General features: G+C 71.5%; 15 protein-coding genes. 3 read left to right on the top strand and 12 right to left on the bottom strand.

Annotated features, from left to right (window positions below; all coding sequences use genetic code 11):
* Nucleotides 1-50 precede the first annotated feature (50 nt).
* The 8 genes from OHS59_RS11150 to OHS59_RS11115 form a co-directional block, all read right to left on the bottom strand.
* Nucleotides 51-1,457, bottom strand: coding sequence for a hypothetical protein (locus OHS59_RS11150; RefSeq protein WP_328493238.1), 1,407 nt, complete (start codon nt 1,455-1,457; stop codon nt 51-53).
* 105 nt (nt 1,458-1,562) lie between these two features.
* A complete protein-coding gene (locus OHS59_RS11145) occupies nt 1,563-2,894 on the bottom strand; it encodes a helix-turn-helix domain-containing protein (protein ID WP_328493237.1) in 1,332 nt (443 codons plus the stop codon).
* Between the two features lie 212 nt (nt 2,895-3,106).
* Nucleotides 3,107-4,774 carry an acyl-CoA dehydrogenase family protein gene (locus OHS59_RS11140; RefSeq protein ID WP_328493236.1) on the bottom strand — a complete coding sequence of 556 codons (1,668 nt, stop codon included), beginning with the start codon at nt 4,772-4,774 and terminating at the stop codon, nt 3,107-3,109.
* Between the two features lie 81 nt (nt 4,775-4,855).
* A complete protein-coding gene (gene sbnA / locus OHS59_RS11135) occupies nt 4,856-5,842 on the bottom strand; it encodes a 2,3-diaminopropionate biosynthesis protein SbnA (protein WP_328493235.1) in 987 nt (328 codons plus the stop codon).
* 70 nt (nt 5,843-5,912) lie between these two features.
* A complete protein-coding gene (gene sbnB / locus OHS59_RS11130) occupies nt 5,913-6,983 on the bottom strand; it encodes a 2,3-diaminopropionate biosynthesis protein SbnB (protein ID WP_328493234.1) in 1,071 nt (356 codons plus the stop codon).
* The gene (locus tag OHS59_RS11125) at nt 6,980-7,981 is read right to left on the bottom strand and encodes a TauD/TfdA family dioxygenase (RefSeq protein WP_328493233.1); all 1,002 of its coding nucleotides are present in this window, start codon (nt 7,979-7,981) and stop codon (nt 6,980-6,982) included. The genes sbnB and OHS59_RS11125 overlap by 4 nt, the downstream gene beginning before the upstream one ends.
* Nucleotides 7,982-8,085: 104 nt before the next feature.
* The gene (locus OHS59_RS11120) at nt 8,086-10,467 is read right to left on the bottom strand and encodes a non-ribosomal peptide synthetase (protein ID WP_328493232.1); all 2,382 of its coding nucleotides are present in this window, start codon (nt 10,465-10,467) and stop codon (nt 8,086-8,088) included.
* A gap of 49 nt (nt 10,468-10,516) precedes the next feature.
* A complete protein-coding gene (locus tag OHS59_RS11115; RefSeq protein ID WP_443061423.1) occupies nt 10,517-13,012 on the bottom strand; it encodes a Pls/PosA family non-ribosomal peptide synthetase in 2,496 nt (831 codons plus the stop codon).
* Nucleotides 13,013-13,853: 841 nt separating this feature from the next.
* Between OHS59_RS11115 and OHS59_RS11110 the strand changes: the two genes are divergently transcribed.
* Nucleotides 13,854-15,020 (top strand): YihY/virulence factor BrkB family protein, encoded by a 1,167-nt coding sequence (locus OHS59_RS11110; protein WP_328493231.1) that lies wholly within the window; start codon nt 13,854-13,856, stop codon nt 15,018-15,020.
* Nucleotides 15,021-15,172: 152 nt separating this feature from the next.
* Here OHS59_RS11110 and OHS59_RS11105 read toward each other — a convergent pair whose 3' ends face one another.
* Nucleotides 15,173-16,009, bottom strand: coding sequence for an NmrA family NAD(P)-binding protein (locus tag OHS59_RS11105; RefSeq protein ID WP_328493230.1), 837 nt, complete (start codon nt 16,007-16,009; stop codon nt 15,173-15,175).
* A gap of 80 nt (nt 16,010-16,089) precedes the next feature.
* On the opposite strand from OHS59_RS11105, the gene OHS59_RS11100 reads away from it, so the two are divergent.
* On the top strand, nt 16,090-17,049 hold the full coding sequence (locus tag OHS59_RS11100) for an AraC family transcriptional regulator (RefSeq protein WP_328493229.1): 960 nt from the start codon (nt 16,090-16,092) through the stop codon (nt 17,047-17,049).
* A gap of 2 nt (nt 17,050-17,051) precedes the next feature.
* Entirely contained in the window at nt 17,052-17,780 is a 729-nt protein-coding gene (locus OHS59_RS11095; protein WP_328493228.1) for a DUF6597 domain-containing transcriptional factor, read from the top strand.
* 235 nt (nt 17,781-18,015) lie between these two features.
* Here OHS59_RS11095 and OHS59_RS11090 read toward each other — a convergent pair whose 3' ends face one another.
* The 3 genes from OHS59_RS11090 to OHS59_RS11080 form a co-directional block, all read right to left on the bottom strand.
* Nucleotides 18,016-18,438, bottom strand: a complete 423-nt coding sequence (locus tag OHS59_RS11090) for a VOC family protein (RefSeq protein WP_328493227.1) — start codon at nt 18,436-18,438, stop codon at nt 18,016-18,018.
* Between the two features lie 66 nt (nt 18,439-18,504).
* Nucleotides 18,505-19,296 carry an ABC transporter permease gene (locus OHS59_RS11085; RefSeq protein WP_328493226.1) on the bottom strand — a complete coding sequence of 264 codons (792 nt, stop codon included), beginning with the start codon at nt 19,294-19,296 and terminating at the stop codon, nt 18,505-18,507.
* Nucleotides 19,293-20,297, bottom strand: coding sequence for an ATP-binding cassette domain-containing protein (locus OHS59_RS11080; protein ID WP_328493225.1), 1,005 nt, complete (start codon nt 20,295-20,297; stop codon nt 19,293-19,295). The genes OHS59_RS11085 and OHS59_RS11080 overlap by 4 nt, the downstream gene beginning before the upstream one ends.
* Nucleotides 20,298-20,323: the final 26 nt, after the last annotated feature.

The raw sequence follows: 20,323 nt of genomic DNA, 5'->3' as shown, positions 1-20,323 counted from the left end.
CTGTCGGCCCCCGGCGCGGTGCCGGGTGGATCACGGCGTAGGGCCGCGGCTCACTGCACGGAGTCGTCGACCGCCGACAGCGGGACCGCGTACAGCACCCGCTCCGGGATCACCGGTGGCTCCCAGTCGTTGTCCTTGTTCGCGGCCCACTCGGTGAGCGTCCACAGCTCGCCGGTCTCCTGCCAGTACGACAGGGACTCGGTGTGCCGGCCCCAGCAGGCGTACGACGTTCCGCCGTCGCCGCACTGCGCGGCCTTCGCGGTGCTCTCGTTCTGGCGCCAGAGCGTGCCGTGTCTGTCGCGGCTGCCCGGGGCGTAGCCGGTGTACCAGTCGGCCTTGTCCGCCCCGCTCGGTTTGTGCGAGAGGACGCCCTGCAGCCCCACGGCCTCGGTCTCGAACGCCTCGTCGGCGTTCACGATGCCGCTCCCGTTGCTGCCGAGCAGGCCCGTGCGGTCGCTCGCGGTGCTGTAGTGGTAGCGCCACACGCGGGCCGGTTCGGTACCGCCGGAGCTGAACCACTCGTTCGCGACCAGGCTGTCCGGTGTCGAGGTGCGGTCCAGGGAGACCGACGCGAAACAGGGGCGCGCGTTGTTGTTGCTCGCGCTGCACGCCCCGCCGGTGAGGTTGTACGAGCCGATGGCCGGCAGCACGTACTGGTAGCCGCGCGCCGACCAGCCGTCGCTCACCTTGCCCACCTCGTCGCTGTTCACGTCGGCCCGCAGGATGCGGTTCATGTCGAAGACGAACAGGGCGTTGTCGTGGTCGGCGCCGTTCTTCGCGGTGACGATCAGCTTGTCCTGGTACCAGACCATGCCGCCGACGTGGGAGCGGACGGCGCCGAAGTCCTTGCCGCCGGAGAGCGGGGCGACCAGCAGGACCCAGCGGTACTTGAGGTTCTTGGGGTCGTTCGCGTCGATGAACGCGACCCGGGCCAGGCCCTTGTCGTCCGCGGGCTCGCCCGCCTTGTGGTCGTTGTGCGTCCAGCCCGCCAGGATGACCCGGTCGGAGCCCCACCTGCCGTCGTCGTCGGCGTCCCCGGAGGTGGTGACGGACTGCGGCAGCCACTTCTGGGTCGTGGCGTCCCCGCTGTCCCAGCAGTACGCGCGGGCGGCGGTGGGCTCGACCGGCAGGGCCGCCGACTCGGTGGCGGCGCAGTCGGCCTTGTTGCGCATCGAGTGGTTGGCGCTCCTGAGGACGGAGTCGACCCCCACGGTCCCGCCCATTCCGCTCTGCAGGGTGTCGAGCGTCGACTCGGCGACCAGGTTCTCGTGCAGCTGGAGCTTGCCGATCTCGGACGACGAGGTGAGCTTCGTGAGGGGACCGGGGTTGTCGCTGCCGGCGGCCTGCGAGGTGGTGATGATGGTGGCGGCGGCGGTGAGGGCGAGGGCGGTCCCGGAGAGGGCGGCCCGCAGGACACGCCCCTTCTGCCGGCGGCGGTGTCTGCCTCGATATGTCATAGGTCCTCCCGTCGGCGGCCAACTGCCTCGGGCGCTCCGGCGGTTGGGCCGGAGGAGACGGATGTGGGGGGCCGTGCGTTGGATGGTACGGCAGAGGGTGGCGAGCTAGGCCGAATACCCTGTAATAGGTCGGGATTGCGCCCATGACTCCCGGGGTGGGAGGACGCGCGAACGGAGCACCCCCGGCGCCGTCGAGTGCGGCAGCAGGTCGAGCGGGTTCTCGGGGAGGACCACCTGTACCTCGGCATCCTCGGGGAAACGGTACGGCCGGTGTTCCAGGACGGACCCCAGATACCGGCGCACCCGCGACATCTCGGCCCGCACGGTCACCGTGCGGCCCGGGTCGCCGAACACGTCGTCGGCCAGGTCGGCGGCGCTGCGCCCGGTGCGGTGCAGCGCGAGCAGGTACAGCAACTCCGTGTGGCGGGGACTCAGTTCGTGGCTCCAGGTGCCCGCTCCGTCCGCCACGGTCACCGACCAGCGGCGCGGCTGCCCCAGGTCCAGCTCGATCCGGGTGGCCCCGCGCGGCGCGCAGCGCTCGTCCGAGACGCGCACCAGCCAGCCACCGGGCAACGGCTCCACCGAGCACAGGCCGAGCGAGGGCAGCCGGATCCGGTCGGTGCCGAGCACGGCGGGCAGCGCGACCCGGTCCAGGTGCGGCATGCCGGTGACCGCCGCGGTCCAGCCGTCCCGGTCCACGGCGAGGGCCCGGCCGGTGATCCGGGCGAGGACCGGCGCGGCCACCGAGCGCAGCCGGTCCAGCGAGGCGAGATGCCGCTCCCGCAGCCGCGCCTCGGCGAGCTTGGCCACCGAGTCGACCCACGCGAGGGACGACGGGTGCATCGACTCCCACGGTCCGCTGATGTCCACGACCCCGATCAGCCGGCCGTCGCGCGGATCGGTGATCGGTGCGCCCGTGCAGGTCCAGGTGGCGTGCGTGCGTACGAAGTGTTCGGCGGCGAAGACCTGGACGGGGCGGCGGACGACCGCGGGGGTGCCGATGCCGTTCGTGCCGACGACGTTCTCGCCCCAGTCCGCGCCGAGTTCGAAACCGAAGCCGTCGGCCCTGCGCAGCACGGGCCGGCTGCCCTCGCGCCACAGCAGCCGGCCCTCGCCGTCCGCCACGACCATGATGTGGTGGGTGATGTCCGCGACCGACAACAGCCCCTGGCGCAGCACCGGAAGGACGTGCCGCAGCGGGGAGTCCCGTCGCCGCCGTTCGATCTCCTCGTGGTCGAGCAGCCCGGCGCGGAAGTCGTGGTCGGGGTCGACGCCGCCGCGCAGCATGCGCGTCCAGGACTCCCCGATGACCGGCCGCGGATCGAGCGGTCCCGGCTGCCCGGACAGCGTGGCGTCGCGCACCTCGTCGAGTACGCGCGCCGCCCGCGCCGTGTCCACGGCCGTCAGCCGTGCCACATCCGATGGCGAGTGCGCCACTGTGTCCTCCCGAAGAGCCTGAGCGGACGGCGGAGATCCCATGCAGGGTAAGGGCAGGGTGAGGAGAGGTTGCAACCCTCTGCAACCCTGGTGCGACTCCTGGTGCGCGGCTGAAACTTTACGACGCACGGGGGTGGTGCCGTGTCGGCGCGGTACCACCCCCGTGGCGGAGAACCACCGGGAGGCGGCCGGGAGTCGGGTCTGGAGTCGGTTCAGGAGACGGGGCGTGCCCGCTCCACCACCGACGCCAGGTCGAGGGTGTGCGGCAGCGTCCCCAGCGACGATCCCCAGTCCCCGCCCAGCCGTGACGCGCAGAACGCGTCCGCGACCTCCGGCGGCGCGAAGCGCACCAGCAGCGAACCCTGCAGCACCACGGCGATCCGCTCGACGACGCGGCGGGCACGCCCCTCGACGCCGCTCAGATCGGCGAGTTCGGTCAGCAGGTTCTTGATCGCGCCGTCCAGCCGGTGATCGGCGCCGCGCGCCAGACCGACCTCCTGCAGATACGCGTTCAGGGCCGCCGGCTCCCGCTGCAGCGCCCGCAGCACGTCGAGCGCCTGGACGTTGCCCGCGCCCTCCCAGATCGAGTTGAGCGGTGACTCGCGCAGCAGCCGCGGCATGCCGGACTCCTCCACGTACCCGTTGCCGCCCAGGCACTCCAGGGCCTCCGCCACGACCGGGGTGCACCGCTTGGTCACCAAGTACTTGGCCGCCGGCACCGCGAGCCGCAGGAAGGCCCGCTCCTGCTCACCGCCGTCGTCGTACGCGGCGGCCAGACGCAGCGCGAGGGTCGTCGCCGCCTCGGACTCCAGGGCCAGGTCCGCCAGCACGTTGCGCATCAGCGGCTTGTCGACCAGCCTGCCGCCGAACGCCTCGCGGTAGGTGCAGTGGTGCACGGCCTGCGCGACGGCCTGCCGCATCAGACCCGCCGAACCGAGCACGCAGTCCAGCCGGGTCGCCGCGACCATCCCGATGATGGTGCGCACCCCGCGCCCCTCTTCGCCCACCCGGCGCGCCCAGGTCCCGTCGAACTCGACCTCGGCCGAGGCGTTCGACCGGTTGCCCAGCTTGTCCTTGAGCCGCTGGATCATGAACACGTTCCGGGTGCCGTCGGCCAGCACGCGCGGCACCAGGAAGCAGGTGAGCGCGTCCTGCCCGCCTCGTTCGCCGGGTCCGCCGGTGGGCCCCGCCTGCGCCAGCACCAGGAAGCCGTCCGACATCGGCGCCGAGCAGAACCACTTGTGGCCCGTCAGCTCGTACGTCCCGTCCTCGGCGAGCGGCCGCGCGGCCGTCGTGTTCGCGCGTACGTCGCTGCCGCCCTGCTTCTCCGTCATGCCCATCCCGAACAGGGCACCGGCCTTCCGGGCGGCCGGGCGCAGGTCCTGGTCGTAGATGGTCGAGGTGAGCCGGGGCTCCCATTCGGCGGCGAGCGCCGGGTCGGTGCGCAGCGCGGGCACCGCCGCGTGGGTCATCGACAGCGGGCAGCCGTTGCCCGCCTCGACCTGGCTCCAGACCAGGAAGCCGGCCGCGCGCCGGACATGCCCGCCGGGCCGCGACCAGGCCGCCGTCAGTCCCGCCGAGACGCCCTTGCCGAGCAGCCGGTGCCAGGACGGATGGAACTCGACGTCGTCGAGGCGCTCGCCGTAGCGGTCGTGGGTGTGCAGCTTCGGCGGGTTCTCGTTGGCCAGCGTTCCCCACTTCTGGACCTGCGAGGAGCCGGAGGTGACCCCGAGTGCCGACAGTTCGCCGTGCGCCTCGTCGAGCAGCGCGGGATCGAGGTGCCGGTCGACCGCCTCCACCAGGGCCCGGTCTGCGTTGAAGAGGTCGTACGCGACCAGCGGCGGAGCCTGGTTGGTCACGGTGTGGGTGCGGGCTGCCATGAGTGCGAACCTACCCGTGGTGCGGCGATCGTCACCAAACTCCCGCCGCACCTCCCCGTACACCGGAACGCCTCCGTCCGGTCAGGCCGGACGGGACAGCGTGGCCAGGTCGCCGGAGCCGAGGGTGTCCCCTTCGCGCGAGCCCACCGACCAGCTCGGGCTGTGGACGGTGTCCAGGTAGCGCTCGCCGAGGTCGGGGGCGATCGCCACCGACGTGAGGTCCCGCGCCCCGTTCAGGTCCATCCAGGTGGTCGCCCCGCTCACCACCGTGCCGGTGGAGCCGCCGAACAGGAATCCCCGTGCGGCCAGCCGGCGGCAGACACGGACGGTGTCCGACTCCTCCACATGCACCACGTCGTCCACGTACGACGCGTCGAGCAGGGGCGGACGTACGCCCATGCCGAGGCCCGGAATCATCCGGGGCCGCGCGGGCCCGCCGAAGGTCACCGAGCCGACGGTGTCCACCGCGACGATCCGCACCCGGCGCCGCCACTGCCAGAACCAGCGCGCGCAGCCCATCAGGGTGCCGGTCGTACCGGCCCCGACGAACAGCACGTCCAGGTCCGGGAAGCGGCGGGCGATGGCCGGCGCCGTGGTGCGGTAGTGCGCACGCCAGTTGGCCTCGTTGGCGTACTGGTTGAGCCAGACGTACCGGTCGTCCGAGGCGCACAGCGCCCGTACGTACGCGATCCGGGCGCCCAGGAAACCGCCGTGCAGAGCGGGTTCTTCGATGACGTGGACCACGCTGCCCAGAGCTTCCATCATCCGCCGGGTCGCCGGGTTGCAGCGCGCGTCGGTCACGCACCGGAACCCGTAGCCACGGCTCGCGGCGATCACGCTCAGTGCCACGCCCAGGTTCCCGGACGACGACTCGACCAGGACGGAGCCGGGTCGCAGAGCGCCGCTGCGTTCGGCGGCGTCCACCATCTCGGTGGCCGCCTTCATCTTGATCGACCCCGCGAAATTGAACCCCTCGCACTTCAGGAAGAGCGGCAGCCCCATCGTCGCCCGCAGGTCGACGTACAGCTCGTTCTCGTTGAATTCCGAAGGATCGGAAATGACAGGCATGAGTCCCCCTCATTCATGCGGCCTTCGTGCGGCGCCGTGCCCACGTCCCGTGCGGCACGGCGCCCGCCGGTCAGCCGTGCCGGCGCAGTTCGTGGAAGAAGCCGTCCACGACGTGCGGCTCGCCCCGCCGGGCCACCTCGTCGTGGACGAACTTGCCGACCGCGAGGTCGAGGACCCCGAGGCCGAAGGGCGAGAAGACGGCCGTCCGGTCGGCCGGTACGGTCACCCGCCCGGACAGCACGTCGTCCAACGTGCCGTCGATGAAGTCCCGGCCGCCGGTCAGGCGTTCGGCCAGGTGCGGAGAGGTCTCCGCCTTCAGGCAGTGCTCGATGTCGTCCACGAAGTTGGCCGAGGCGAGCAGGATCTCGGGTGCGAGGTCGCGCAGCGACACGTGCAGCACCAGCGGGGCGTGGTCGAACCAGGCGGGTTCGTGGATGTGCGGCGCGCCCGCGACGGTCGCGAAGACCAGCAGATCGCTGGAGCGGACCAGCGACTCGGCGCTGTCGTGCACGGTGGTCCGGCCCTTGGCGCCGGACCGTTCCAGATAGCCGCTGAAACCCGCCGCGCTGTCCGCGGAGAGGTCGTACACCCCGGTCTCCTCGAACGACCAGCCGGTGGCGGCCAGATAGGTGTGGATGTAGCGGGCGATCAGGCCCGTGCCGACGAACCCGACACGCGCGGGCCGGGTGCGGCCGCGGCTGAGCCGGTCGGCCGCGAGGGCCGCCGAGGCCGCCGTCCGGACCGCGCTGATGATCGAGCTCTCCAGGCAGGCGAACGGATAGCCCGTGTCGTGGTCGTTGAGGATCAGCACGGCCGAGGCGCGCGGCAGTCCTGACGCCGTGTTCCCGGGGAAGCTGGAGATCCACTTCAGGCCGTCCACCCGGACGTCCCCGCCGATCGACGCCGGCAGCGCGATGATCCGGGACGACGGGCGGTCCGGGAAGCGCAGGAAGTATGACGGCGGGTTCACCGAGTCGCCCGCCCCGTGCAGCCGGTACACCGTCTCGACGAGATCCACGATCTGGGACTCCCGTCCCTCCAGGGCCTGTTGGACCTGGGTGCCGGAGACGACGGAGAACGGGGGAGCGGTGAGCGTCGCGGGCGCCTCGGCGGTCTGTGCCGCCCGGTCCGTGCCGGTCATGCGGTCCTCACTTCGGTGGTGGGCGTGGAGTCGGTCAGCCGGACCGGGTCGGCCAGTGCGGCGAGCACCTCGCGCGGGCCCTCGAAGGGCTCCCTGCTGTGCGCGGTGCGGATGTTGTCGACGATCATCAGGTCGCCGGAGCGCCACGGCTCGCGGGCGGTGTGCGCCTCGTACACCTCGTTGATCTGCCGGACGACGTCCTCGCCGATCGGATCGCCGTTGCCGTAGCGGGTGTTGAAGGGCAGTCCGTCGGGGCCGTAGACGTCCACCAGGTACTCGCGCACCTCGGGGTCCATCGTCCACTCGTTGAGGAAGGCGATCTGGTTGAACCAGCAGAGCCGCCCGGTGACGGGGTGCCGGACCACCGCGGCGCGGCGCTGGCGGGTGTGCAGGGAGCCGTCGCCCTGCCAGGCGAACTCGATCGCGTGGGACCGGCAGTAGCGCTCGACGGCGCCGCGGTCCTCGGTGCCGAAGGCCTCGGTGAGTGTCGCCCCGATCTCGTCGTTGTACGTGCGCGTGAGCAGCCAGCCCTCCCGGGCGAACCGTTCGGCGAGACCGGCGGGCAGCGCGTCGAGCACGGTGGGCGCGTCGGCGACCGCGGTGGCTCCGCCCTCGGCCGGCGCGTCGAGGCACGCGAACAGCATCAGACCGGGGAACTCCAGCGCGTAACTCAGCTCGTGGTGCATGCACATCTGCTGGTTGGGCGGCCACTTGGAGGACGAGTACACGCCGTCCGCGTAGGTCCGCCGGGGTGCGAAGGACTCCCGGTCGGGCATCAGGCCGCCGGCCAGCCGCCCGAAGACGTCCGCGGTCGTGTCCGGGTCGCTCAGACCCAGGCCGCGGACCAGGACGCTGCCGTGCTCGGCGACCACGGCGCGCAGCGCGTCGCGGTGCACCGCCGCCCAGCCCGCCGTGTCCCCCGCCACGTCGGTGCGCAGGATCGGAGGGCTGCCGGGGCGCAGGTCGACGTCGGGCAGCAGCGTCGGTGTCGAGGACATCGTGTGGTTCCTTTCGGTCTCGCGCCGTTCGGGTTGTGCGCGCACGTACGTGTGGTCTTCGGTCGGCTGTCGTGCCGGGTTCCGGCCCCGGCCCCCGGCGCGGTTCACGACGCCTCCCGGGCCGCCGGGGCGTCGAGCAGTCCCGCCAGATCGGCGAGGACCGGGAGGCGGGTGACGTCCCTGAGGGTGATCGCCCGGTCCAGGGCGACCGCCAGCTTCACCGCCGCCAGGGAGGTGCCGCCGCGCTCGAAGAAGTGGTCGAGGCGGCCGATCCGGTCCTGCGGGATGCCCAGCACCTCGGCCCAGGCCGCGGCCAGGCGCCGCTCGCCCGGTGTGCCCGGCGCGTGTGCGCCGTCCCGGTCGTCCGCACCGCTGTCGGCGGAGCCGAGGTCCTCGGCGAGCGCGGTCAGCGTCTTGCGGTCGATCTTGCCGTTGGCGGTCAGCGGCAGCTGCTCGCGCCGGTGGACGGCCGACGGCACCATGTACGCGGGAAGCGACCGGGCCAGCCGTTCCAGCACGGGCCCCGGGTCGAGGGGCTCGGGTCCGGCGCAGAACGCCACCAGCCGGGTGCCGCCCGCGACGACCACGGCGCCGTCCCGGACGCCGGGCACCCGCAGCAGGGCGTTCTCGATCTCGCCGATCTCGATGCGGAAGCCGCGGATCTTCACCTGGCTGTCCCGGCGGCCCAGGAACTCCAGCTTTCCGTCGGGCAGCCACCGGCCGTGGTCCCCGCTGCGGTAGAGCCGCTCGCCCGGCCGGTGCGGGTCGTCCATGAACGCGGTCTTCGTGCGCTCGGGGTCGTTGACGTATCCGCGGCCGACACAGACCCCGGAGAAGACGATCTCGCCGGGCGCGCCGAGCGGCACGGGCATCAGGTGTTCGTCGACGACGTACACGCGCACGTTGGCGACCGGCCGGCCGAGCGGGACCCGGTCCTCGTCCGGCACCCGCGACATGACCTCGTGGTTGGTGTCGTCGGAGGTCTCGGTCAGCCCGTACGCGTTCGCGAGGCGGATACCCGGCTCGGCCGCGAACCAGCGCTGTACGAGCTCCTTCCTCACGGCCTCCCCGGTGACCGACACGCAGTGCAGGCCGGGCAGTTCGCGCGGCCGCTGTTCCAACTCGCCCAGCACCGCTTCGAGATACGACGGGACGACCTGGAGGACATTGACCCCACCCTCCGCGATCGTGTCCACGAACCGCGGGACGTCCAGGATCACCTCCTGGGCGACCAGCAGGGTCCGCCCGCCGACCAGCAGCGCGGAGACCAGCTGCCACAGTGAGATGTCGAAGCACTGGGGCGCCGTCTGCGCGACGACCTGCCCCTCGCCGACCCCCAGGTCGTCGATCTTGGCGAGGACGTGGTTGACGAAGCCCGCGTGCTCGCACATCGCGCCCTTGGGCTCACCGGTGGAACCGGACGTGAAGTAGACGTAGGCGAGCTGGTCCGCGGCGACCGCGACACCGAGGTCGCCGTCGGAGTGGTCCTCCGCGTAGGCCTCCTCGACACGCAGCGTGCGGGCGCCGGTGTCGGCCCCCTCCAGGGTGGCGGTGCTGCCGTGCTCGGTCAGGACCAGTTCGCAGCCGGCGCGCCTGAGCGTCTTCTCGATGCGGCCGGCCGGGAAGTGCGGCTCGACGGGCAGATAGACGCCGCCCGCCTTGAGGACGGCGAGGACACCGGCCATCCAGTCCAGATCGCGTTCCATGACGACCGCGACGACCCCCTCGGGCCGCAGCCCGCGGGCGAGCAGCGCCCGGCCGATCCGGTTGGCCCGCGCGTTCAGCTCGCGGTACGTCCACTCCTCGTCCCCCTGGACGGCGGCGACGGCGTCCGGATGCGCGGCCACCCGCTCCTCGAACAGCTCGTGCACGCGGCGGTCCGGCAGTTCGCGGTGCGGCCCGGCCAGCCCGTCGAGCTGGAACCGGAGTTCGTCGTCGCCCAGGAGGCCGTGCCGGTCGTGCTCGGCGTCCGGGTCGGCGGCCAGCAGCCGCAGTGCGGTCAGGTGGTAGCCGGCGACGCGGGCGGCGGCCCCGGCGTCCAGGACGTCGGTGCGATAGCGCAGCCTCAGGGTGTGGTCCGCCACGCTCACGTGCAGCACGGTGCCGGCGGTGTCCTGGGCGGCCTCGGCGACATCGCCGCCGTGCGGGTCGAGCACGGCCGCGAAGGGGACCGGGTCGCCGCCCGCCTCCCGCACGGGCGGCTCCCCGGCCGTTTCGTCGGCGGCCTCCCGGACCGCCGGGCCGGCCTGTGCCACCAGGTCGCGCCAGGTGCCGGAGCCGACGGTCAGCCGGCGCGGCCGCGGTGCCGCGCCCTTCGCCGCGACGTGGCCGGTGACGACCTCGCGCTCACCGGACAGCGCCGCGAGAACCTTGGCGTGCGCGGCCAGGAGCGCGGACGGCTCCACCACCGTGCCCTCGGGCAGCGGGACTTCGTACACCGCCGTGCCCGGGACCGGGTCGAGCGTCCACCTCGGGATCGTGTCCATGGTCTGTTCCCCCCTGTGTTCCGTAAGTGCTGTGGTGCGTGCGGCGCCGTCAGGCGCGCCGCTGCGCTGCCGCCGGGTTCCCGCCCCAGTGCGCCCCCGGCGGTACCTCCTCGCCCTTCATCAGGAAGGAGTCGGCGGCGAGTACGGCGGCGTCCCCCACAGACGCGCCGTAGTGGACGAGAGCGCCGACGCCGAGCGTGACGCCGTCCCCGATCTCGATGTGGTCGGACTTGAAGGTGCCGTCCTCCTGCGAGTGCGACTGGATCTTGCTGTGCGCGCCGAGGGTGCAGTCGTCCCCGATGGCGGTGAGTGTGCGTTCGGTGATGTAGGCCCCGTCGTCGAAGACCCGACGGCCGACACGGACCCCCAGCAGCCGCCAGAGCAGGCTCTTGAACGGAGTGCCGTTGAAGATCGCGAAGTGCGTGTCGGGGACCTTCCACAGCCGCTCGTGCTGCCAGAAGAGCGGGTCGTAGATGGAGTGCAGCCGCGGCTGAAGCGGACGGAACCGCAGAATGATCCGCTCCACCAGCGCGTAGTAGCAGGTGGTGAACGCGAGGCCGACCATCAGGGACGCCCCGATCAGCAGGCCGCCGACGGTGCCGTACTCCCCGTACAGGTCGAAGGCGGCGAAGCCGAGGACGGTGAGGACGAACCAGTCGAACCAGCGCAGGAACAGGAACAGGCCCATGGTGCGCAGGTTGTGGCCGTTCTTCGCGGCGAGGCGGCGGTGCAGCTCGTCGCCCTCGCGCAGGTGGTCGAAGCGGGTGTCGCGCTCCACGGTCCGCGGGATCTCGAAGGGCGGCGAGCCCAGCAGTCCGACCCCTTCGCGGACCTCGCCGTCGAGCGGGACCATGACCTTCGTCGCGAGCAGGACGTTCTCGCCCGTGCGGCCACCCACCGGGTAGGCGATGTGGTTGCCCAGGAAGCTGTTCGGCCCGATCGTCGCGCGCGAGACCCGGAACGACGAGCCCGAGAACTCGGCGTTCATGATGGACAGCCCGTCGGCGACCATCGTGCCGCGGCCCACGGTGGCCAGGAACGGCGTCTCGTGCGCCACCCCCGTGCCGAAGTTGGAACCGGTCTGCTCGACGTGCGACAGGTCGTACCCGATGGCCCGCAGGTAGTGGACGATGTACGAGCTGTCCCCGCACAGCCACTTGAAGAACTTCACGTTGGTCAGCCGTGCGACGGCCCGCTGCACCGAGTAGTGGAAGCCGTAGAGCGGGTAGACCCGGTCCGGCTCCAGGAACCGGTTCAGCAGCCGCGGGATCACGGTCACGACGGTGAAGCCGACCGCGATGAAGCCCACGAAGAGCCCGACGGACAGGGCGAACGCCTCGGCGTAGAACCGTCCCGAGGTGATGTGCTGCGCCTCCGTGTTCAGCAGCACGTCCAGCGAGGGCGCCACCGTCAGCAGCATGTACGTGCCCCCGACGAGGAGCGGCATGGTGACCAGGAGCGTCTGGAACACGGTGGCCAGGCCGTAGCCCACCCGGCGCGCGGTGCGGCACTCCGCCGGGGCGACCCGTACGTAGTCCACGTCCGTGCGCTGGGCGGGGGAGCCGTGCCAGTGCTGGCCGGCCGGCACCTGCGCGCCGTCGTACAGCGCCGACGCGTGGCCGAGCTGGGACCCGTCGCCCATGGCGGTACCGATGTCGAGGACGGTGTTCTCGCCGACGAACACGTCCTGGCCCAGCGTGACCCGGCCGGTGCGGATGCGCCCGGCGTGCGCCTGGTAGCAGAGGAAGTGCGAGTCCTTGCGGATGACGGTGTTCGCGCCGACGGTGAACAGGTCGGTGCAGACCGGTACCGCGTGGGAGAGGATCGTGACGTTCTTGCCGATCCGCGCGCCCAGGGCCCGCAGGTAGAGCACGTAGAGCGGGTTGCCGGCGAACAGGACCATCGGGTTCGCGTGCAGCAGCACCTTGACGGTCCAAAAACGCAGGTAGGCCAGGCTCCAGACCGGGAACTCGGTCTCCTTCCAGCGGCCGACCAGCACCCACTTGGCCACCACCGGAATCGTGCACAGGCCGAGGAGGACGGCGCCTCCGAAGACGGCCGACCGCAGATAGACGTCCACGATGCCGTCCCCGGCGGACACCCAGTCGTACCCCTGGGCGGTGACGAGCCCGGAGAGCAGGCAGTACACCGCGAAGGCCAGGAACTGCAGTGCCCCGCACAGGGCGTACCGCGCGCTGCTGCCCCGCGCGGGCGGCGCGGCCGGTTCCGCCGGCGGTGCGGGCTCCTCGGCCGGGACCTCGGCGAGCGCCGCCGCCAGGCCGCGGATCGTCGGGTGCCCGTACACGTCACGCATCGACACGGCCGGCAGGTCGGGGTGCTTCCTGACCCGGGCGCAGAAGTGTGCCATCACCAGGGAGTTGGCACCGAGGTCGTCGAAGAAGTGGCTGTCGACGGGGACCTGCTCGGCGCGTACGACACCGGCGAGCACCTCCGCGAGGACAGGTTCGATCCCGTTCACCGGGGCGCGGGTGGTCGGCGACGGCGCCGGGGCGACGGTCGTGACCTCAGTGGGATTTCCCACCACTTGATCTCCTTGCTGGCGATTACGGCTACTTGTGGACTGTTCGGAGTGTTTGGCTCTTCGGAGGGGAATACGAAGGATTCACGCCCGCAGTTTCATTGCGCACCTGAATTGGTGACGAAAGATGTCTGGGTGAACCACGGTGATTCCTGTGTGACTCCGGTGTGCCGGCAGATAGAGTTGTTTCTCGCGCAAGATGTGTTCCGCGAGGAAGTCATGTGCTCGGTGTTGTGCTCCTGGGACTGAATGGGCACATGGTTGCGAGAGGGCATGCGAGAAGAGGCGGTTCGGTGAGTGTGTGAAGTGGCCGCGTGGAAAAAGGGTGCGGTGCAGCACGGCATGATCCGCGTGGTTTCCACGCGGATCACGGGTAACGCGGCTGTTTCGGCCCTCCTCCGGGCCCTTCTGAGTCCCCCGTGTCGTGGTGCTACTGAGCCGTCCCCACGTGCCCAGCACAATGCAATCCGAATTGTTTCGGCGGGCTCATGAACGGGTCAAGGGCGTTTCGGACTGTGGCGCTTTCTCGCTGTTCGATGCTTCAACGGCCGGTCACCTGAATGATCTCGTCCGTCCGTGCCACCGGGGAACTCACCCGTGGACAGTGCATGTGTTGTTGCGTGTTCCACTTCTGGGAGGCGGGCGATTCAGCCACGCGGGCATGACAGAAAAAGGGTTCGATTTACCTTTACGATTACCGCGAAATTGCTGCCGCTTTTCCGTCGTGTGACGGAACCGGATCAGCACCGTCCTGCCACCGGGCCGCGTGCGCCGCTCCCGCCACACCGGCTCCGGTCCGTGGCACCGGGGGATGAGTGGGACCCCGCGCGGCGGATACCTTTAGGGCGTGCAGCCAGCAAGTGAACCCCCTCAGAGGACGTCCGGTCGTCTCCACCGGGCGCGTGCCCTCTATCGGAACGTCTCCAAGCGCAGGACCGCCTGGCTGCTGCTCAAGGACACCGTGAACTCGTGCATCGAGTACCGGATCCTCGGACTCGCGGCGGAGGCGGCGTTCTTCACGCTGCTGTCCGTGCCGCCCCTGCTGCTGAGCATGATCGGCCTGCTCGGCTACGTCGACGACTGGACGGGCGCCGACACCATCGCCAGCGTGGAGACCAGCCTCCTGGAGGCCTCCCGCACGGTCCTCACCGACAAGGGCGTCGCCCAGATCGCCGAACCGCTCCTGCACGACGTGATGGAGGGCGGCCGGCCCGACGTCATCTCCCTGGGCTTCCTGTTCGCCCTGTGGTCCGGCTCGCGCGCGGTGAACGTCTTCATCGACACCATCACCGTGATGTACGGCCTCGACGGGGTGCGCGGCATCGTCAGGACCCGGCTGATGGCCTTCCTGCTCTTCCTCGTGGCCCTGCTCATCGGCTCGGTCGCCCTGCCGCTGATGGTCGCGGGCCCGGACGCCGTGGTGAACGTCGTGCCCTGGTCGACGACCGTCGTCCAGGTGCTCTACTGGCCTGTCGTCATCGTCCTGTCCATCGTCTTCCTGACGACGCTGTACCACGTGTCAGTACCGGTGCGTTCACCGTGGATCGAGGACGTGCCCGGCGCCCTCGTCGCGCTCACCATGTGGGTGCTGGGCAGCCTCCTGCTGCGCATCTACCTGACGAACACCGTCGAGGGCCCCACGATCTACGGCTCCCTGGCCGCGCCCGTCGCCGTCCTCCTGTGGATCGGTGTCGCCGCCTTCGCCGTGCTCGTGGGCGCCGCCGTCAACGCGGCCATCGACCGCGTCTGGCCCGCCGCCGCCACCGCGGCCGCCCGCGCCGTCAACGAGCGGCTGCGCGCCGAGCAGGCCGCCGACCTCGTGGCCCGCGCGGCCGCGGCCCGCGCCGCCCGGGCCGAGGACGGCTACGACGACCCCGACGACCCGGACATGCCGTCCGAGTTCCCGGAGCGCTGGTCCCGCTTCCTGCCCCCGGAGGACGTGACCTCCCGGCTGCGGACCCACGCCAAGACGACCCCCAAGAACGGCGACGAGGCACCTCCGCCGCCGCAGTGACGGACACCCCCGCCGCGATGACCACGACGGGGGCGCCAGGGGGACCGCTGGATCCGGGAGATCCGGGAGATCCGGGAGATCCGGGAGATCCGGTGGCTCCGGTGGCTCCGGTGGATCCGGGGACTCCGGTGGATCCCGGGACTCCTGGGGGTTCAGACCTTCCACACCCCGTCCGCCGCGTGCTCCCTCGCGAAGTCCGCGAAGTCGCGCGGCGCACGGCCCAGAACCTGCTCCACGACGTCGGTGGCCCTCGCGTTGTGGCCGTCGAGCAGCCCGTCGAAGACCTCCTCCATGAACGCGACCTCCTCGGCGGGCAGCCCGAACCCGGCCAGGATCGCGCCGTACTCCTTCGTCGGCACCGGCACGTACCGGATCTCCCGGCCCGCCGCCGCGGAGATCTCTGCCATGGCCTCCCGGAACGACAGCAGCCGCGCCCCCGTGATCTCCAGCGTCCGGCCCACGTACGAGGAGTCCGTCAGCGCCTTCACCACGACCTCCGCGAGGTCGCGCGCGTCGAGGAACGGCACCGGCACCTCGCCCGCCGGGAACACGAACTCCCCGCCGCGCACCCCCTCGAAGAGCAGACCCTCGCTGAAGTTCTGGAAGAACCAGTCGGCCTGCACCACGGTCCACTCGGCTCCCGAGTCGCGCAGCGCCCGCTCGGTCGGCTCCGCCTGACGCTCCCCGCGCGCGGACAACAGCACCAGCCGGCGTACGCCGAGGTCCTGGGCCCGCCGGGCGAACGCGGCGACGTTCTCGGCCGCGCCCGGCGCACCGACGTCCGGCGCGTACGCCAGATACGCCGCGTCGGCTCCGCGCAGCGCCTCGTCCCACGTCGAGGGGTCGTACCAGTCGAAGCGCGTCTCACCACCGCGCGAAGCGGCCCGTACGCGGAAGCCCGCGGCCTTCGCGGCCTCCGCCACCTGGCGCCCGGTCTTCCCCGAGGCGCCCGTCACCAACACCGTCCCGTTGCCCGTGTTCTCCGTCATGGGCCCAGTCAACGACCGCACGCCGCAAGGGAACATCGCTGAACCTCTCGTTCCCATAATCGCGCGTCTACTCTGGGGCCATGGACGCACTCGCAGGCCTTCTGGAGGGTCCACGGGCGCGTGGCGCCTTCATGATCCGGGCGTGCTTCGAACCGCCCTGGTCCCTTCGGATCGAGGACCGCGCCCCCCTCACCGTCATGCTGATGATCCGCGGCGAGTCCTGGATCACCCCCGACGCGGGCGAGCCCGTGCTGCTGCGGGCCGGCGACCTCGCCATCGCGCGCGGCCCCGACCCGTACACCTGCGCCGACGACCCCGCGACGCCGCCGATCGCGGTGATCCTGCCGGGCCAGGAGTGCACCTACCCCGACGGGCGCTCGATGCGCGGTCACATGGACCTCGGCGTCCGCACCTGGGGGCAGCGCCTCGACGGTTCCATGGTGATGCTGATCGGTACGTACCCGGTGCAGGGCGAGGCCGGCGGGCGGCTGCTCGACGCGCTGCCGCCGGTGCTGACGCTGACCTCCGACGTGTGGGAGTGCCCGCTGACCCCGCTGCTCACCGAGGAGATCGTGCGCGACGAGCCCGGCCAGGAGGTCGTCCTCGACCGGCTGCTCGACCTGCTGGTCATCGCCGCGCTGCGGGCCTGGTTCTCCCGTCCGGAGGCCGAGGCGCCCACCTGGTACCGGGCGCTGGCCGACCCGGTCGTCGGCCGGGCGCTGCGGCTCGTGCAGGACGACCCCGCGCACCCCTGGACGGTCGCCTCCCTCGCCACGAAGGCCGGTGTCTCGCGGGCCGCGCTCGCCCGCCGCTTCAGCGAACTCGTCGGCGAGCCCCCGATGACGTACCTGACCGGCTGGCGCCTCGCCCTCGCCGCGGACCGACTGCGCGACACCGGCGACACCCTGGAGGCGATCGCCCGCCAGGTCGGCTACGGCAGCGCGTTCGCCCTGTCCAGCGCCTTCAAACGGGTGTACGGGGTCAGTCCGCAGGAGCACCGTACGCGGGCGGGCCGGCCTGCGATCGGCGTACCCTTCTGACTGTGGCCGAGCCGTACGCCGAGTCGTCGCAGGCGCCGTACCGGGAGCGGGCGTCGCGGCTGGCCGGTGCGGTCGTGTGGACCCGTACCGCCGTGCCGGGGGACTCCGCGCCGGTCCTGCCCGACGGATGCATGGACCTGTTGTGGACCGAGGGCCGGCTGTTCGTCGCGGGCCCCGACACCCGTGCGTACGTGAGTGAGGCCGACGGGCCCGGAGGGGTGACGCGGTACGCGGGCGTCCGCTTCTTTCCCGGAACCGCGCCCTCCTATCTCGGTGTACCCGCCCATGAACTGCGCGACCGGCGCGTCGACCTCGCGGATCTGTGGGGCGGGGGTGCGGTGCGGCGGCTGACCGAGCGGGTCGACGCGGCGGGCGATCCCGCCGCGGCGCTGGAGGCGGTGGCCGTGCGGCGGGCGGCCGACGCCGAGCCGCCCGATCCGCGGCTGCGGGCCGTTGTCGCGGCGCTGTCCGCGGGGGCGGCTGTCGCCTCGACCGCGGAGGAGGTGGGCTGGGGCGAACGGCAGTTGCACCGGCGGGCGTTGGTCGCATTCGGGTACGGGCCGAAGATGCTCGCTCGTGTTCTTCGCCTGCAGCGGGCGTTGGCGTTGGTGCGGGGTGGGGCCGCCGCGGCGGAGGTCGCGGTGGTTGCAGGGTTCGCGGACCAGGCTCATCTGGCGCGGGAGGTGCGGGAGTTGGCCGGGGCGCCGTTGGGGGTGCTGCTGCGGCAGTGAGCTTGCGGGGTGCGGGTGCGGGTGCGGTGCGGTGTTTGAACTGCGGGCCGTTGAGGTGCTGGTCGCGCAGTTCCCCGCGCCCCCAAAAGATTGCGCCGTTCCCCGCGCCCCCAAAAGATGCGCCGTTCCCCGCGCCCCTGCAGGCAAAAGATTGCGCCGTTCCCCGCGCCCCTGAAGGCGAAGGATTGCGTCGTTCCCCGTTCCCCGTTGCCCGCGCCCCCGGGCGGCAGGGCCTCTACGGGGTGGTCAGGTGGGCGAAGAGGTCCACGCCGTTGTTGTCCGGGTCTTGGACGACTGCGTATCGCATGCCCCAGGGGGCGTCGAACGGCTTGAGTTCGGCCTTGTGGCCGGCGGCCAGCAGCGTCTCGTACGTGGCGTCGACGTCCGCGGGGCTGTCGCACAGGAAGGCCAGTCCGACCCGGCCCCCGCCCGTCGGAGGCCGCCAGTCGGGGTGGAACGAACGGATCGTGTCCTCCGTGTCGAGCGCGAAGCGCAGACCGCCGGGCAGTTGAGCCTCGACGTGCGGCGCGCTCTCCGCCCCCTCGGGGAATTCGAGACCGAGACGGCGGTAGAAGGCGAGCGACGCGGCCATGTCGGAGACGACGAGGCCGATGAGATCGAATCGCGGAGTGGTCTGTGGAGTGGTTCGTGTAGTCATGGGACCACCGTAGGGATCGTGGCGGGCGCGGGTCTTGAAGGAATCGGACGTCCCGTTCCCAGGCGCTCACTTCTGGTCGCGGTTGAACTGCGAGGCCGACCAGTAGTAGCCGAGTGCCGCCAGGCCCAGGCACCAGGCCACGGCCAGCCACCCGTTGTAGCCGATCTCGGTGCCGAGCAGCAGGCCGCGCAGGGTCTCGATGGCCGGGGTGAAGGGCTGGTACTCGGCGATCGGCTGGAACCAGCCCGGCATGGTGTCGGCCGGGATGAAGGCGCTGGAGATGAGGGGGAGCAGGATGAGCGGCATGGCCATGTTGCCGGCCGCCTCGGCGTTCGGGCTGGCCATGCCCATGCCGACCGCGATCCAGGTGAGCGCCAGGGCGAACAGGGCGAGCAGCCCGAACGCGGCCAGCCACTCCAGGGCCGTGGCATCGGTGGAGCGGAAGCCGATGGCCACGCCCACCGCCCCGACCAGGGCGAGGCTGGCCAGCACCTGCAGGACGCTGCCGACGACGTGTCCGATGAACACGGACCCGCGGTGGATGGCCATCGTGCGGAAGCGGGCGATGATGCCCTCGTTCATGTCGGTGGCGACGGACACCGCGGCCCCGATCACGGTGCTGCCGATGGTCATCAGCAGGATGCCGGGGACGATGTAGGCGATGTACTCGGAGCGGTCGGCACCGCCGTCCCCGATGCCGGCGCTCATCACGTCGCCGAAGATGTAGACGAAGAGCAGGAGCAGCATGACCGGCGTGAGCAGCAGGTTCAGGGTGAGGGACGGGTAGCGCCGGGCGTGCAGGAGATTGCGGCGCAGCATCGTGGACGAGTCGCGGACGGCGAGGGAGAGGGAGCTCATCGGACGTTCTCCTTGGGCTGGTCGGTGGGCTGGGTGGTGGACCGGTCGGTCTGGCCGGGGACGTCCGCGGGACCGGTGCTGCCGGTCAGGGCGAAGAAGACGTCGTCGAGGTCGGGGGTGTGCACGGTCAGTTCGTCCGCCTCGATACCGGCCGTGTCGAGGCGGTCGAGGATGGAGCGCAGCTCGCGCTGGCTGCCGTCGCTGGGGATCTGCAGCGCGAGGGCCTCGTCGTCCCGGGCCACCTCGCGCAGGGCGGAGGCGGCGGACCGGTACGCGTCCGGATCGGCGAACCGCAGCCGGACGTGTCCGCCGGGGATGAGCCGCTTCAGCTCCTCGGCGCTTCCTTCGGCGGCGATCCGGCCGTTGTCGAGCACGGCGATGCGGTCGGCGAGCTGGTCGGCCTCTTCCAGGTACTGGGTGGTGAGGAAGACGGTGACGCCGCCGGAGACCAGTTCGCGGATGATCTGCCACATGTTGTGGCGGGAGCGGGGGTCGAGGCCGGTGGTCGGTTCGTCGAGGAAGATGATCCGCGGGCTGCCGACCAGGGTCATGGCGATGTCCAGGCGGCGCTTCATGCCGCCGGAGTAGGTGGAGGCGGGCTTCTTCGCGGCCTCGGCCAGGTCGAAGCGCTCCAGCAGTTCGGCGGTGACCCGGCGGCCCTCGGCCTTGGGCAGGTGGTGCAGGTCCGCCATGAGGAGCATGTTCTCCTCGCCGGTGATCAGGCCGTCGACGGCGGAGAACTGGCCGGTGACACCGATCGCGGCCCGCACCGCCCGCGGATCGGCGGCGAGGTCGTGGCCGCCGACCCGGATCCCGCCGGAGGCGGGGTCGGGGGAGACGAGGGTGGAGAGGACGTTGACGACTGTGGTCTTGCCCGCGCCGTTCGGGCCGAGCAGGGAGAAGATCGTTCCCTCGGGGACGACCAGGTCGATGCCGTCGAGCACGACCTTGTCGCCGTAGGACTTGCGCAGCCCGTTCGCCGCGATGGCCGGGTCGGTCATGAGTGGGTGCTCCTTCGGAGACTGCG

Origin of the sequence: Streptomyces sp. NBC_00414 (assembly GCF_036038375.1) — a bacterium.
Taxonomy (GTDB): Bacteria; Actinomycetota; Actinomycetes; order Streptomycetales; family Streptomycetaceae; genus Streptomyces.
This window is presented reverse-complemented; position numbering and strand designations above follow the sequence as displayed.

What these genes read in the sequence shown, in the direction of transcription:
- OHS59_RS11150 (WP_328493238.1), bottom strand. Translation starts at nt 1,457, where the DNA reads ATGACATATCGAGGCAGACACCGCCGCCGGCAGAAGGGGCGTGTCCTG.
- OHS59_RS11140 (WP_328493236.1), bottom strand. Translation starts at nt 4,774, where the DNA reads ATGGCAGCCCGCACCCACACCGTGACCAACCAGGCTCCGCCGCTGGTC.
- sbnA (WP_328493235.1), bottom strand. Translation starts at nt 5,842, where the DNA reads ATGCCTGTCATTTCCGATCCTTCGGAATTCAACGAGAACGAGCTGTAC.
- sbnB (WP_328493234.1), bottom strand. Translation starts at nt 6,983, where the DNA reads ATGACCGGCACGGACCGGGCGGCACAGACCGCCGAGGCGCCCGCGACG.
- OHS59_RS11125 (WP_328493233.1), bottom strand. Translation starts at nt 7,981, where the DNA reads ATGTCCTCGACACCGACGCTGCTGCCCGACGTCGACCTGCGCCCCGGC.
- OHS59_RS11120 (WP_328493232.1), bottom strand. Translation starts at nt 10,467, where the DNA reads ATGGACACGATCCCGAGGTGGACGCTCGACCCGGTCCCGGGCACGGCG.
- OHS59_RS11105 (WP_328493230.1), bottom strand. Translation starts at nt 16,009, where the DNA reads ATGACGGAGAACACGGGCAACGGGACGGTGTTGGTGACGGGCGCCTCG.
- OHS59_RS11100 (WP_328493229.1), top strand. Translation starts at nt 16,090, where the DNA reads ATGGACGCACTCGCAGGCCTTCTGGAGGGTCCACGGGCGCGTGGCGCC.
- OHS59_RS11090 (WP_328493227.1), bottom strand. Translation starts at nt 18,438, where the DNA reads ATGACTACACGAACCACTCCACAGACCACTCCGCGATTCGATCTCATC.
- OHS59_RS11085 (WP_328493226.1), bottom strand. Translation starts at nt 19,296, where the DNA reads ATGAGCTCCCTCTCCCTCGCCGTCCGCGACTCGTCCACGATGCTGCGC.
- OHS59_RS11080 (WP_328493225.1), bottom strand. Translation starts at nt 20,297, where the DNA reads ATGACCGACCCGGCCATCGCGGCGAACGGGCTGCGCAAGTCCTACGGC.